Genomic DNA, 14,304 nt, shown 5'->3' with positions numbered 1-14,304 from the left:
GGGCTGGACGGTGTTCGGGGGCTGGGGCGCGGCGGGGGAGCGCTCGGCCTCTTCCACCGCGCGCTGCGCCTGTTCGGCGAGATCGAGGTGCTCTCGGTACCTGGCCGCCGCTTTGCCCGACAGCCATTCAGCGAGTCCCGCGGCGATCGCCGGCCGGGGCGGGCCGACGGTGTGCGCGGTCAGGCTGGTGAGGAGGTTCGTCCGCGCGGCGAGTACTTCGAACTCCGAGCCGGGGCGGTGGACCGCGACCGCGTCGAAGCCCTCGTCCAGCAGTTCCTGGGACAGCTTGCCCAGCGACTCGGGGCCTGCGGCCGTCAGCTCGCCGGTGAGCACGACGAACTGGGGGTGCGCGCCGTTCGCGGCCAGATTCCGCCGCGACCGGGCGAATATCGTCTCGCGCTCGTCGAGGCTTTCTGCCCGCGCGACGACCACGTGATAGTCCGGTCCGGTGGAAGTCGCGTCGCGCACGGGGAAATCCGGGAAGGCCGCGTCGCCGTCCGGACGGATCGGTGCGTCGAAGACCCCGGGCTGCCAGAGATCGCCCAGCCCTGTCCGGTGGAGGGCCAGTTCGAACAGCACCGCTGCGGCCGCGACTTCCTCGTCCGGGCTCGCGTGCAGCGGTCGGAAATCCGGCGCGAAGTTCTGTATGTCCTCAATGGACATACCGGTGTTCATCGCCGCGAGCAACCCGGACGCGGTCCAAAGTCCTTGCGCGTCCTCGAAAGCCTGCTTCCAGGGCGGCCGTCCATGGATCCATTCCCCGAGCCACCGCAGCTTGTCCCGCAACGCTTGACGCTGATCTTTCGGTACCCGCGCCAGTTCGCGCCCCAGTGCGGCGAAATGCGTGTCCCGCGTGGCGGGCGCGCTCTCGCGGCTGAGGAGAAACGACAGGACGTCGACGACATCCTTCGCGGGCAGCTGCGCGATCTGCCGCAAGCCAGGCTGTCCCTCGGTCCCGGCGGCTTTCCACAGCTCTGAGAAAACCTTGCCCAACCACGGTTTCTCCGACCGCGCCGGTGCCGCGACCGATTCGGCGCGCACTGCGTCGTCGAGGTGCAGCACGGTGGTCCGAGACTCTTCAGCCGGCCGGGCCGGGTCGCTGTACAGCACGGCCGCGAAACCCATTTTCCGCAAGCTGTCCGTGAGTTCGGCGAGATCCGCTTCGCCGACGTTGCGCCATTCCCGGCTGAGGACGAGGTAAGGCTTCTTCTCACCGGACCGCTGACTCTGCAGATAGCGCCGCGCGTTCTTGATCAGCCGTTCGCGGTCGGCGGAGCCGGGGCTGCGCAACCGGGCCACGACGACGTTCCGCCGTCCGCCGTCGGCGTGGGAGAAGGAGAACTCGGCCAGCCCGATGGTTTCGCCGTGATCGTGAACCTGGCCGCGCGGCCGGAAATCCGTCGCGCCGCCGAAACCGAGCTCGGCTCGCGCCGCCTCGTCGGAAAGGCTCAGCGCGTGGATGAAGCCCAGGTCCGGACCGACCAGGTCCAGGTACTCCTGAGCCAGTTTCAACGCCAGTTCGTACTCTCGTTCGGCGAGCTTCGGGCTGTCGGCCGCCGCGGACTTCGCGAGCGCGAGCTGCGCCTCGATGCAGTCCAGGAGGTCTCGTCGTTTGGCGAACTCGGCGTAGGCGAAGGACAACGTGGTGAGAACGCCGTAACGTAGGTAGATGCCCGCGGCGCCGTCGGCGGGAGTTTCCTCCTTCTCGACGACCTGGACGCGCACCTGCGGCCTGCCGACGAGTTCCGCGAGCCGGTCGCCGACGAGCAGCCGGTCCCCTTCCCGTTCGGTGGCGAGGAACCTGAGCTTGTCCGCGAGGCTCGTGTCTTGGTGCGGCAGTCCGCGGCCCGGTTTGCGGATGCGGTCGTAGAGGACCTTGTCGACGATCCAGCGAAGGACGTCGCCGGGGCGGGCGCCGGTCGCGCGGACGAGCGCCCACAGGTCGGCGAGTTCCTGCTCGGTGAGCTGCTCGCGGACCTCGCGTGGGAGGTCGAAGCGCTCGTCGGCGTCCTCGTCCGGAACGGGTGGCGGTGGCTTCGTCTCGCCGGGATAGCCGTGGCGCAGCGGTACGACCTCGGTGTGCTCGCGGACCGGCCGCGCGACGTTTTTGTCGGTGGGGTAAGGGAAGGTGGCGGGAACTACGGGCGGGACCTCGAGTACATCGGGGCTGGGATAGCGCACCTCCGGAACGGACGGGTCGCCGCGGCCGGGGAAGTCCGGCGGGAGCCGCGGAGTCGGAGCGGCGGTGACGTCGCCGGTACGGAACGGGCCGCCCGGTGCCGCTGGTCCTGGGAGCGGATCGGCGACGGGGGCCGGTGAGCCTTGGTGCGGATCGCCGACTCGGACCGGCGCCGGATCGCCGACCCGATGCGGGTGCGGATCGCCGACGCCCGGGAACGGTTCCGTCCGCACCGGCGGCCGCGCGGGGAATCCGATCGACGGCCGCACCGGATCCGGCACGGTCGCGGGCGCCGGTCCGGCGATCGGGCCGAGCAGGCTTTCGGCGAAGCTCACCGGCTGTCCTTGCCGCGCTCGGGGGAGCGTCGGCTCGGTTCGGACCGGTTCCGGCATGCCGGACGGCGAGTGCGGGCCGGTGGCCGGGTGCTCCAGTTGGTCGAAGGCGGCGCGGAACTGTGCGCGGAGCCCGCTTCCTTCCGGCGTCGGCGTGTCGGCGAGCCAGTCGCTTACTGCCAGCCGGAAGTCCTGGCGTCCGGCAGCGTCGAGGTTCCCGGTTTCGGCGTCGTGGAGGAGCGTCAGATGCGCGGAGAGCCCGCCGGAACGAGCCTGTGCGCGGTAGTTGTCCCACAGATCGGGGAGCGACCGCGCACGGTCGGAAGAGACCGGGGACTCGCCGTCCGGCAAGTGCGCTCCCACAGCCTCCGGCGCCCGGGTGCCCGCGGGCCGATTCCCGCCAGCCAGTGCCTCGCTCGCCCCGATGACGACGGGAACCGAGCGCAACAGGGCTCGCGTGCCGGACTCCCCGCCCGAGACGCCGTCGCCGTGCAGCACCGTGAACGTCACCGGCTCCGGTCGCGGTCCGGGAGCCTGGGCGATCGCTTCGTGGGCTTTGGCTTCCAACCCTTTGGCCTCGGCGAGCAGGTCACCCGTCCTCGACAGCACCTCGTCGAACGCCGAGCGGGCCGGATGTCCTTCCGCGGCGGACAGGTTGGTCCGCGCCACGAGCGCTTGCTTGAGTTCGGACTCGCTGAGTTCCCGGTGCGCCATCCGGTCGGCGAGCGCGAGATGCCGGGACGCCACGCCCTGTTCGGCCAGGTCGGTCAGCGAGTACCCGAGCTCGCGCAGCCGGCCGAGGACCCCGGCGAGTTCGGCCTCGGTGCGGCGGGTCTCGAGGGTGAACCACCGATCGCCCGGCCTCGGTCCGGCGGGGTGACCGCCGAGCGAACCGAGCAGCTGATCGCCGAGCCAGCCGACGCCGCGGTCGCGTGCGTAGGCGGCGCGCTCGGAGAGTTCCGCCAGCTTCGCCTCGGGCTCGGACAGGAGAACCCTCTTGGCCCGCCCGGCGAACGTCTCCTTCGGCCGGAAGTCCTTGAGCTCAGCGGGCGATTTCGCCGACGCGGCCTCGTCGCGACCCGCCGTCTCCGAACGTTGCGGCGCGGATTCGTCGTGGCTCGCCGCGGCGTCGGCCGATCGGGTGGTTCGCAGTGGCGTGGGTTCGGCGTGGGTCGCGCTGGTTCGGGTCGGCGGGGCGCCGGTCTCCGGCGTTCCGGCCGGGCGTTGCGGTGTGGATTCGCCGCGAGTGGTGATGGCGGCTTTTGCCGGTGGGGCGCTGCTGTCTGCCGATCGCGTGGTTCGGAGCGGTGCGGGTTCGGCGTGGGTTGCTGTGGCGGTGGTTCGGGTGCCGCTTTCCGGCGATCCGGTCGAGCGTTGCGGCGTGGGCTCGCTGTGGGGTGTCGTAGCGGAGACCCCCGTCGGCCGGGTGCGGGAGTCCGGCATTCCGGTCGCTCGCGGTGCCTCCTTCTGGCTCGCCGCGGGCCCGGACGGCTCCGCCGGTTCATCCGGCCGCTGAACCGGGGGCTCGTCCGGCGGGTTCTCCGCCTCGAGAGCCCTCCTCTCCCCGGCCGCCTCGACTGGCTTGCCTTCCGCCGTGGAGTCCGGATTCCGCCGCGAGTCGAGGTCGATCACCTTCCCCGCCTTGGACTCCGACGCATCCGCGGCCGGCTCAGCGGCCGACCGTCCGCGGCCCTCTTCCGAAGCACCGGAAGCGGCCGAATCCTCTCGTGCAGGCGCGGACTTCTCCGGCGCAGGGGCGCTGTCCTTGCCCGAAGACGACCCTTTCGCACCACTGCTCGCCCCAGTGTCCTTGACCGGTGCGGGGGCAGGCGCATCACCAGACCTCGCTGGAGGAGTTCCGGTCGCAGGCGAGTGCGGCGCGAGGGTAGCGGTCCGCGCGGGCAGCTGCGCCGGTGCCGAGGACGGCGACCGGACCAGGTTCGTCACCTCCGCCCCAGCCGACCCGGCGTCGACTCTCGGGGCCAGCCCCGCGCCGGAATGAACGCCGTCTGTACCGGTAGCCCGATCGGCGAGAGGCACTTCGGCGTGTCGGGCCGAGGCCTGGTGTTCGGCGGAGTTGTGCACCTCGGTGTGCTGAGACGTGCCAGCCTGTTCGGCCGAGCCGCGCGCTTCTCCGCCGGACGGGGCGGGGGAGCCGTGGTCAGGAGGCGGCATCGGAGTGTTCGGGGGACCGCCGTCGGGCGGGGTCGGCAGGTGGGACCGGATCAGGTCGCGGATGGTCGGGTGCTGCTCTCTGGCCACCCGCTCGTAGGTGTTCTTCATGCCGTTCGCCCCGAGCGCGTGCATTCCGCCCCGCGCGGCGCCGGCGATCGCGCCTTGGTCAATGGGGTGATCGAGGAGGTAGTTCGTGCCGGCGCCGGTGACGGCTCCGGACACGCTCGCGCCAGCGACCGAGCCGAGCTGTTTCGCGGTGTCCTCGGAGAGTTTCGGCAGTTTTCCCAAACCCTTGGCCGCGGTGTCGGAAACCGCCTTGCCCACCGTGCGGTTCGCCGCGTGTCCGAGTGCGCCGCCGATGGCGCCCGCCGTGATCGCGTTCGCGACCTTGTCCTTGTCGACGTCCCCGTAACCGCGCCACGAGCTGAATTCCTGGCCCAGCAGATTGCCGACCCCGCCGCCGACGGCTCCGCGCCCGGCGTTCCAACCCGCCTCGAGGGTGAACTTGCCCAAGCCCGCAGCCAGCCTCGCCGCCCGGCTGGAAGCGGCGATCTTCTCGGTGGCCGCGACGACCCTGGCCGCGATCTGGGCGCCGAGCCTCGCCGCGAAAAAGGCCTCGCCCGCCGGTCCGGCGATCAACGTGGACAGGGCGAACAGCGCGACGTTGATCAGGATGTCCGCGACGATCTCGCCTTTGATGTCCGCGAGGTCCTTCGCGTACTTCCGGCAGGCCTCGGCCAGTTCGTGGCAGTGCCCGGCGAGCTGGGCCAAGCCCTCGCCGCCGGACGAACCGTCGAGGAAGCGGTGCAAGGCGTTGTACGCGGAAACGCCCGCGAGGTCGGTCCAGGCGTCGTGCAGGCTTTCGACGTGCGGACCGGCCTGGTCGTGCAGCGCGTTCAGCGCGTCGCGCAGGCGGTCCCAGGCGTCGCCCAGCTTCCGCGCGTCGGATTCGCTGTCCAGCGGCCAGATCGCGTCGAGCCATCCGGCGTGCCGCGAAAGCCAGTCGGATTTGACGCGGATCCACAGCTCTTCGGTCGGTTCCTGGACGTCGCCGGGGGCCATTTTCCCGCCTACTGCCCGGTCTGGGAGGAACGCAGCTCGGCGGCGTTCTTCGCGTCCGCGGCGTGGTATTCGGCGATCTGCCCGACGGCCTGGTCGGTCAGCTGCGCGAGGCCGAGCGAGGCCAGTTGCGCGTTCCGGTCGAGGCTGATCGCCCAGGCGCGGTAGGAATCCATGAACGCCTTGCCGGTCGCCCCGTTTCCGACGTGGTACTCCTGCTGCAAGTCGTTCCGGATGCCGCCCAGCGTGTCGTGATAGGTCTGCTGCAACTGCGCCAGCGCGCGGAACACCTGCTCGGTCGCGTCGGGGTACATCCCGGCGTACCCGCCGGGGTCGGTGCGGTCGACGAGGTGTTCGCCGGGGGCGGGTTTCTCCGGCGGGGCCATCAGCGGCCCTCCCCGGCGACCTGGCGGTCGAGCTCGTGCAGCATCGGATCAGCGCGCAGGTCCGCGGTTTCCGGGCTGGCGTCCGGAGGCAGGAACCCGGACAGGATCGAGAAGGTCTCCTGACGGGCGAGTTCCGCGGCCCGGTGCACGGCATCGGTGATGTCGGCGGCCAGCTGGGCCGAATCCGGCGCACGGTAGATCCGGGAGTCCAGGCGCAGTTCCACGAGTTCGCCGGAACTGCCGACGACCGCGGTGATGAGATCGTCCTCGGAGGAGGCTTCGGCGCGGACTTCGGCCATCCGGGACTGCGCGGCCCGGATGTCGGCGGCCAGTTGCCGGTATTCCTCGTACATGTTCAGGTGCGGTGGCGTGTCCATGCCGGTCCTCCTCGCTTCCGGACGCCAGTCTGGGTTCGTGAGCGCGGCTGTGGCGGGCGGTGACCGGTAGCGGCCACGGAACCGGAAACGAGCGAGAAGTGCCGCAGTATCGCGAGGGTGATCCGACACCGTAAGGCTTCTGTCGCCACCGTGCTGACGGTGACGTCGCTCCAGTTTGTCCTAGGCGGCACGGCGCGCGCGGCACCGCCTGCGGGAGCCTGCGCCAACGCGCAACCGGCGCACCCCGAGATCACCGCTCAGCCTTGGGCGCAGCAGACCATCGCGCCCGAGTCGGCGTGGCGGTACACGCGCGGCGGCGGGGTAGTGGTGGCCGTGGTGGATTCCGGAGTGGACGCCGATCACCCGCAGCTGCGCCGTCCCGGAAAGGTATTGCCAGGACGGGATTTCGTGGCGAACCAGGACCTTCCCGGCTCCTTCGACTGCGATTCGCACGGCACCGCGGTGGCGAGCATCGTCGCGGCGGACGCGCTGCCCGGCGTCGGGTTCCGCGGCGTCGCCCCGGACGCCACCGTGCTGCCGGTCCGGGTCAGCGACCAGGACCTCACCGACCAGGGCCAGATCCAGCGGATCAACCCGCAGACCGTCGCGAACGGCATCATTTACGCGGTCGGGCAAGGCGCCCGCGTGCTGAACCTGTCCATGTCCGGGACCGCCGACTTCCCGGCGATCCGCGAAGCGGTCGCGTACGCGGTGGCCAGCGATGTCGTGGTGGTCGCCGCGGCGGGCAACGCACAGCAGGACGCGTCGACGAAACTGCCGTCGTATCCCGCCGCTTACCCCGGGGTCCTCGGCGTGGGTGCGGTGGACATCGACGGGGCGCGCGCATCCAGCTCACAGATCGGGTCGTACGTCGGGCTCGTCGCGCCGGGTGCGAAAGTACTCGCCGCGACCAGAGTGGACGGTCATGCCTACGACGACGGAACCAGCTTCGCCACCCCGTTCGTCTCGGGCACCGCGGCTTTGGTGCGCGCGGCCTGGCCGAACCTGTCCGCGCCGGAAGTAATCCGGCGGTTGAAAGCGACTGCGAGCCCGGCGAGGGGCGGGCAATCCAGCGACGCGTACGGCACCGGTCTGGTCAACCCGTACCGCGCGGTCACGGACGGGATGAACCTCACGCCGGCAGCGGGAATCCCGGCGTATCACCCGGCTCCGGCGGATCGGGCCGCGGTCGCGCACGCCGAGTGGGTGCGCGGCACGACCTCGACCGCGACCCGGCTCGCTTTCGGCGGTGCCGGAGTTTTGCTGTTGGCGGTGCTGATCGTGGTCGTCGTGCGGCGGGGCCGTCGTCGGGGGTGGCGAGCGGGTCGTGCTGCGGTTTTGCCCGCTGAGCCGGTGGCGGAGGAGTTGCCGGACCAGGTTTCGCTCCTCGGACAGTCCTGAGCGGACACGAGAAAGCGCGCCCCGTCCGAGAACGGGGCGCGCTTCACAGTGCCAGGATCACACCTGCCAGGTGGCAGCGCAGCTCTGCACGCAGTGCTGCGACCGGTCCACCGAGTTCGAGGTGGCGCGGCCCATCGCGTGGGCCCGGTCGTTGTATTCGTTGTCCAGCTTGAACTTCTGGCCCATCGCCGCGTCCATCTCGTGCCCGTTGCCGTCGGTCAGGACGCTCGCGAACGCGCCCTTCGCGCGCTGGTACACGTCGCCGAACGACGTCGAGTCCTGGCCGGCGGTCTTGAAGATCTCCTGCGCCTGGCTCTGGACCTGGTCGAAGTACATCAGGATCTGGTCGGTCACTGTGGTCTCCCTTCTGCGGTGCGGCGGCTCAGACGGCGCCGAAAGCGGAACCGAACGAACCGGTGTTGATCTGGAAATCGCCGGTCACGCTGAGCGCGCGGCCGTTTTCCGCGTCGTTCTCGAAATACTTGTTCGCCGACGTCGTCAGGGTGTCGGCCAGTCCGTGGCCGGTGGTCGTCAGCCGCTGGTTCTGCGCGAACCGGTCCGGCTCGATCCCCTGGAACATCCGCCCGCCCGCGCCCTTCCAGACGCCTTCCAGCCCGGTGTTCCCGGTGTTGAGGCTGGTGTTGCGGTTCGCGACCTCCTCGTAGAGGCCACGCCAGTTGTCGGCGATCCCGCGCATCTGCGTGGGATCGCCGTTCATGAAATTGAACCCGGTCACAAGACCCTCCATTCGCGGTCACGGGAACGCGCCCCGGATTTCCCGGCCGCCTCCCTGCGTTTTCCGAAGCTAGTTCCTCCGGCGCGGAATACCGGCCCCGCGGCACGTTCCTGCCACGGCCGCCCGAAGCGCCCGCCGGACGCGGAAGATCGGTGCCATGGCGACAGTCCTGGTCAAGCGGCCCGCGCGGAAACCGGCCCCGGAGATGCCGGCCGGCGAGCTGATGCTGCAACCGCCCCCGGCGATCCCGGCCCCGCCGGGACGGCAGTGGGCGCAGGTGTTCACGGTGCTGCCGATGCTCGCCATGATGGCGTCGACGCTGCTGCTCTACTCCGGCAACCTCGGCGGTTCCATCCGGTTCGTGGTCTACGGGCTGATGGGCGTCGGGATGCTGGGGATGATCCTCACCGGGCTGCTGCAGGGCGGCGGCCCGAGCAAGCGGGAAATGGGGCAGGCCCGGCGGAAGTACCTGCGGCACCTGGCGCAGCACCGGGTGCGGCTGCGCCGGGCGGTGCGCCGGCAGCGCACGGCCATGGACTATCTCCACCCGGAACCGGCGGCGCTGTGGTCGCTCGCGGCGAGCTACCGGCTGTGGGAACGGCGCAAGGACGACGACGACTTCGCCGTGGCCCGGATCGGGCGCGGCCCGCAGGGTCCGGCACTCGCGCTCGTCGCACCGGACACCCTGCCGCTCGAAGAGCTCGAACCGCTGTCGGCGCTGGCATTGCGGCGGTTCCTCGCCACCCACCGCACGGTCGACGGACTGCCGCTGGCGATCGCGGTCAACGGCTTCAGCCGGATCCACGTGCGCGGGGACCGCACGGCGGCACTCGGCATGCTGCGTGCGGTGCTGGCACAGCTCGCCGCGCTGCAGTCGCCCGACGATCTGCGGATCGCGGTGTGCGTGAGCGAGGACCGCCGCGCCGACTGGGAATGGCTGAAGTGGCTCCCGCATTCGCTGCACCCGGCGCGTTCGGACGCGCTCGGCCCGCTGAGGCTGGTGGTTCCGGCGGTGTCGGCGCTGGAAGCGATGCTGGAGGAGGAATTGGGCACCCGCCCGCGGTTCGATCCCGACCAGCAGGTCAGCGTTCCCGGGCCGTATCTGGTCGTGGTCCTGGACGGCGGCGAGGTCGCCGGGTCGGACCACCTGATGACCGGCGGCGGCGTGGAGGGTGTCACGGTGTTCGACCTGACGACTCCGCCGCCGCGCGTGCCTGCCCGGACTTCCGTGCTGCTGTCGGTCGGTGCCGACGGCGCGCTTTCCAGCCGGACCGCGGAGGGCGAAGCGCGGCTCGGCGAGGCGGATTTCCTCGACGGCGCGGCGGCCGAAGGACTGGCGAGGCAGCTCGCGCCGCTGCGGCTCAGCTCGGGAATCCGCGACGCGCCGATGAGTTCCGAACTCGGCCTCGCCGAGCTGCTGGGGCTGGGCGATCCGTACGACCTCTCGCCCGAAGACACCTGGGTGCCGCGCCCGAACCGCGACCGGCTGCGGATCCGGTTCGGCATCCAGGAGGACGGCGCTCCGATCGACCTCGACCTGAAGGAGTCGGCGCAGGAGGGCATGGGCCCGCACGGGCTGCTGATCGGGGCCACCGGCTCCGGCAAGTCCGAACTGCTGCGGACGCTCGTGCTGGCGCTGGCGATCACGCATCCGCCGAGTTCGCTGAACTTCGCGCTGATCGACTTCAAGGGCGGCGCGACCTTCACCCGGCTCGACAAACTGCCGCACACCAGCGCGGTGATCACCAACCTCGCCGAGGAACTGCACCTGGTCGACCGGATGACCGACGCGATCAACGGCGAGCTGATCCGGCGCCAGGAACTGCTGCGCGCGGCCGGGAACTTCTCCTCGCTGCGCGACTACGAGAAGGCCCGCCAAGCCGGAGCGCCGCTGCCGGAGGTGCCCACGCTCCTGGTCATCTGCGACGAGTTCTCCGAACTTCTTTCCGCCAAGCCGGATTTCATCGACATGTTCGTCCAAATCGGACGGCTGGGCCGGTCGCTCGGCGTGCACCTGCTGCTCGCGTCGCAGCGGCTGGACGAGGGCCGGCTGCGCGGGCTGGAAGGCCACCTGTCCTACCGGATCGGCCTGCGGACGTTTTCCGAGATGGAGAGCAGGGCGGTGCTCGGCGTGCCGGACGCGTTCAAGCTGCCGCGAGCGCCGGGGAACGGCTTCCTCAAGGTGGGCACCGAATCCATGGTGCGGTTCCGCTCGGCCTACGTGTCCGGCGTGCACCGCCGGATCAGCCAGGCCGGCGGACCGGCGGGCCCGCCGGAAGACCTGGTGCTGCACGAATACACGACCGCATACCACGCGCCCGCGATCGACGCCGGGGACGTCGCCGAACCCGAGCCGGAACCGGACGCCGCGGTCGGCGAGACGCTGCTGGACATCATGGTCGACCGGCTGGTCGGCCGCGGCACGCCCGCGCACCAGGTGTGGCTGCCGCCGCTGGACGAATCGCCGTCCCTGGACGAACTGCTGCCGGACCTGGTCGCGCACCGCGAGCGCGGGCTGACCGCCAACTCGACCGAACTGGCCGGTGCGCTGCGCCCGGTTCTCGGCCTAGTCGACCGGCCGTACGAGCAGCGGCGCGATCCGCTGAGCCTGGACCTGTCGGGCGCTGCAGGACACGTCGTGGTCATCGGCGGCCCGCGCAGCGGCAAGAGCACGGCCTTGCGCACTCTGGTGCTCAGCCTCGCGCTTACGCACACGCCGCGCGAGACCCAGTTCTACTGCCTCGACTTCGGCGGCGGAACGCTCGCCGCGCTGGAAGGGCTGCCGCATCTGGCCGGGGTGGCCGGACGACTGGACACCGGCGCGGTCCGCCGCACGGTTTCCGAGGTCGCCACGCTGCTCGCCCAGCGCGAGCGGCTGTTCGCCCAGCACAAGATCGACAGCGTCGCGACGTTCCGGAAGCGCAAAGCCGCTGGCGAGTTCCCGGACGATCCGCACGGCGACGTGTTCCTCGTGATCGACGGCTGGCTGACCCTGCGCAACGACTTCGACCAGCAGGAGGAGATCGTCAGCGACATCGCTTCGCGCGGTCTCGCCTACGGGATCCACGTGGTCGCCGCGTGTTCCCGCTCGTTCGATCTGCGGATGAACGTGCGCGACCTGTTCGCCAGCAGGCTGGAGCTGAAGATCAGCGACCCGATCGATTCGATCATCGACCGGCGCGCGGCGATGGGCGTGCCCGCCGAACGGCCCGGCCGGGGACTGTCGGCGAGCAAGCACCAGATGCTGATCGCGTTGCCGCGCATCGACGGCGGGCACAGCGTCGGCGATCTCCAGGAGGGCCTCGCCGGCCTGGTCGCGGCGATCGCGGACGCCTGGCCCGGTGCGGCGGCTCCGCCGGTCCGGCTGCTGCCCGGCGTGCTGGCGTATGACGAGCTTCCTGCCGCGGACGAGCTGAGCGGACCGGACGCCGGGCTCGCGATCGGCGTCCACGAGCACGACCTGTCGCCGCTGCGGCTGGACTTCGCGAACGATCCGCACTTCTTCGTGCTGGCCGACACGCAGTCCGGCAAGACCTCGTTCCTGCGCACCGTGGCCCGCCGCATCTGCGCCGCGTACACGCCGGAGCAGGCGCGGATCGTGCTGATCGACCACCGGCGCGGGCTGCTCGGCGAGATCCCCGACGAGTACCTGCTCGGCACCGGCACCAACGACGCGCACAGCATCGCGCTGCTGAACGAGGTCGTCACCAGGCTGTCGCGGCGGCTGCCCGGCCCGGACGTCACGCCCGCGCAGCTGCGGGAGAAGAACTGGTGGCAGGGCGCGGAAATCTTCGTGCTCGTCGACGACTACGACATGGTGGCCACGCACCAGAACCACCCGCTCATGCCGTTGCTCCCGCTGGCCGCACAGGCGGGCGACATCGGCCTGCGCAGCGTGCTCGCCCGCCGCACCGGCGGCGCGGGCAAGGGCCTGTACGAACCGGTCCTCAACCGGATGCGCGAGGTCGGCGCGACGGGTGTGCTGATGTCCGGCGACCGGGACGAGGGCCCGCTGCTCGGCGGGATGCGCGCGCAGGTGCTGCCGCCCGGCCGCGGCTGGCTGGTCGACCGGCGCGGGAACAAGGGACTGGTGCAGCTGGCCTGGTCGCCGCCCCGGGCGTGACGGTACAGACCACTGTGGACAGACGAGCGGAAGCAGGAGAGCGCGATGGCACCACCGGACAGAATGGACGGAATCCCGGCCGCGATGGAGCGGTTCGCCGAGACCTCGGGAAACCTGGCCCGGGTACCGGTCCCGGACCCGGTGGCCGGACGGGGCAGCGGCGGCTGCGGCAGCATGCTCAACGGCCACGAAACCGTGCTGGACGCGGACAGCGGGACCACCGACCGGCTCTACCGGTTCATCACCCAGTTCAAGGAGACGGTCAACGCGCTGGGCACCTTCGCCCACAACGCGGCGCAGAACTACCACTTCACCGACCAAGCCGCCAAGGACGAACTCGCGAAGGCCGCTTTCGACGACTACACCCGCACGGCGTTCGGCAAGATGACCGGCGACGGCCTGCCCGCGGTGCTGCCTTCGCTCACGTCCGGGCAGCAGCGTTAGGAAGCGGGCGACCGGCATGATGGACTACCGCGACAAGCAGCTCGGCGAACTCCGCGACATGATCGTGGCGGAGTGCGTCCAGCACGTGCCCTTGCTCAACGCCGCTTCGGAGATGTGGAAGAAGGTTCGTCCCTGGCTGGCGGACCAAGCGGTCAACCTGGACAGGATGCGCCGCGATCTCGGCGACGGCTGGAAGGACTTCGCGGGCACCGCCTTCGACGCCGAGGCGCTCAAAGTGGTGCGGGTCGCGCAGTCCTGGACCGACGAGATGGCCGGCGGGCCCGAATCGGGCGGCCCGCTGACGACCAGCACGACCACCGAGCAGATCAGCGACGCGATCACCGCGCTGATCAACGGGATCCGCGACGCTCGGGGCTTCGCGGACGCCAAGATCGCGAACCTGCCGTCGAATGCGTCGCAAACGGACCTGGACCAGGCGCGCAACGACGTCGCCGACCGGCTGGACACGCTGACGCCGCTGTATCAGGAGGTGACGTCGAAGCTGCTCGCCGCTCCCGGCAGGCAGATGTCGGGCGATCCGAAGGTCGGGCTGGCGTCGACCTCGGACCAGCCGGGGCCGGGTCCGGCCGCGCCGAACAACGGCGGCGGTGATCCCTCGGCGGCGAATCCGCGGGAAAGCCCGTCCCCGCAGGACGTTCCCGACACCAAGGATCCCGCCAAGGACCCCGCTGCCAACTCGCCCGAATCGCCGCTGGCCACCGCCAAGAACGCGGCGGACGTGGCGAGCAAGCTGCTCGACCTGGCCAAGAACGCGGGCGGCGGCGGGGGAAACGCCGCGCAGGTGCCGAATCCGGTCAGCAGCGCGTTCAACCCCGCTGACCTGTACCAGCCCGCGGACTTTTCCTCGGTCCCGCAACCGGATTCCGGACTGCCCGGGCTCGCTGGCTCGGTCGGCGGCGGGGCGGGAGCAGGAATCGGCGGTGGCGGCGTCGGCGGCCCGGCCGGGGCAGGCCCGGCCGGGGCAGGCGCGGGCGGGGCTGTTTCGCCGAACGCGGCGCAGGCCGGGCTTTCCGCCGGAGCCGCACCCGCCGGTACGGCGGCGGCAGGAAGCGGGAGCACCGGCAGCAGCGG

8 protein-coding genes and 1 pseudogene are annotated in these 14,304 nt (G+C 71.0%); 4 read left to right on the top strand and 5 right to left on the bottom strand.

Features of this window, described 5'->3' with window-relative positions:
- From D0D37_RS42350 to D0D37_RS42340, 3 genes are all read right to left on the bottom strand, one after another.
- The coding region (locus D0D37_RS42350) for a WXG100-like domain-containing protein (protein WP_482746756.1) at positions 1-5,748 on the bottom strand (5,748 nt) is incomplete at its 3' end.
- A gap of 8 nt (positions 5,749-5,756) precedes the next feature.
- The gene (locus D0D37_RS42345; RefSeq protein ID WP_116206201.1) at positions 5,757-6,131 is read right to left on the bottom strand and encodes a hypothetical protein; all 375 of its coding nucleotides are present in this window, start codon (positions 6,129-6,131) and stop codon (positions 5,757-5,759) included.
- Positions 6,131-6,508 (bottom strand): YbaB/EbfC family nucleoid-associated protein, encoded by a 378-nt coding sequence (locus tag D0D37_RS42340; protein WP_116206200.1) that lies wholly within the window; start codon positions 6,506-6,508, stop codon positions 6,131-6,133. The genes D0D37_RS42345 and D0D37_RS42340 overlap by 1 nt, the downstream gene beginning before the upstream one ends.
- Before the next feature lie 117 nt (positions 6,509-6,625).
- On the opposite strand from D0D37_RS42340, the gene mycP reads away from it, so the two are divergent.
- Positions 6,626-7,909, top strand: a complete 1,284-nt coding sequence (gene mycP, locus D0D37_RS42335) for a type VII secretion-associated serine protease mycosin (protein ID WP_116206199.1) — start codon at positions 6,626-6,628, stop codon at positions 7,907-7,909.
- Between the two features lie 57 nt (positions 7,910-7,966).
- Here the strand turns inward: mycP and D0D37_RS42330 are convergent, their stop codons facing one another.
- Both D0D37_RS42330 and D0D37_RS42325 read right to left on the bottom strand, forming a co-directional pair.
- Positions 7,967-8,263, bottom strand: coding sequence for a hypothetical protein (locus tag D0D37_RS42330; RefSeq protein ID WP_116206198.1), 297 nt, complete (start codon positions 8,261-8,263; stop codon positions 7,967-7,969).
- Between the two features lie 28 nt (positions 8,264-8,291).
- A complete protein-coding gene (locus D0D37_RS42325; RefSeq protein ID WP_162834743.1) occupies positions 8,292-8,645 on the bottom strand; it encodes a type VII secretion target in 354 nt (117 codons plus the stop codon).
- Between the two features lie 157 nt (positions 8,646-8,802).
- Here D0D37_RS42325 and eccCa point away from each other — a divergent pair, with 157 nt between their 5' ends.
- From eccCa to D0D37_RS47010, 3 genes and pseudogenes are all read left to right on the top strand, one after another.
- Positions 8,803-12,768 carry a type VII secretion protein EccCa gene (eccCa, locus tag D0D37_RS42320; protein ID WP_116206196.1) on the top strand — a complete coding sequence of 1,322 codons (3,966 nt, stop codon included), beginning with the start codon at positions 8,803-8,805 and terminating at the stop codon, positions 12,766-12,768.
- Between the two features lie 45 nt (positions 12,769-12,813).
- The gene (locus tag D0D37_RS42315; protein WP_162834742.1) at positions 12,814-13,212 is read left to right on the top strand and encodes a hypothetical protein; all 399 of its coding nucleotides are present in this window, start codon (positions 12,814-12,816) and stop codon (positions 13,210-13,212) included.
- Positions 13,213-13,228: 16 nt separating this feature from the next.
- Positions 13,229-14,304: pseudogene (locus tag D0D37_RS47010) on the top strand (hypothetical protein); the annotation flags it as partial.

The sequence above is a fragment of the Amycolatopsis circi genome (genome assembly GCF_003385235.1).
Classification (GTDB): Bacteria; Actinomycetota; Actinomycetes; order Mycobacteriales; family Pseudonocardiaceae; genus Amycolatopsis; species Amycolatopsis circi.
Note: the sequence above shows the minus strand (reverse complement) of the source record. Positions and strands in the feature narration are given on the sequence as shown.

Bases quoted from the DNA above. Each gene is read 5' to 3' on its own strand.
- D0D37_RS42315 (WP_162834742.1), top strand. From the start codon at position 12,814: ATGGCACCACCGGACAGAATGGACGGAATCCCGGCCGCGATGGAGCGG.
- D0D37_RS42340 (WP_116206200.1), bottom strand. From the start codon at position 6,508: ATGGACACGCCACCGCACCTGAACATGTACGAGGAATACCGGCAACTG.
- D0D37_RS42345 (WP_116206201.1), bottom strand. From the start codon at position 6,131: ATGGCCCCGCCGGAGAAACCCGCCCCCGGCGAACACCTCGTCGACCGC.
- eccCa (WP_116206196.1), top strand. From the start codon at position 8,803: ATGGCGACAGTCCTGGTCAAGCGGCCCGCGCGGAAACCGGCCCCGGAG.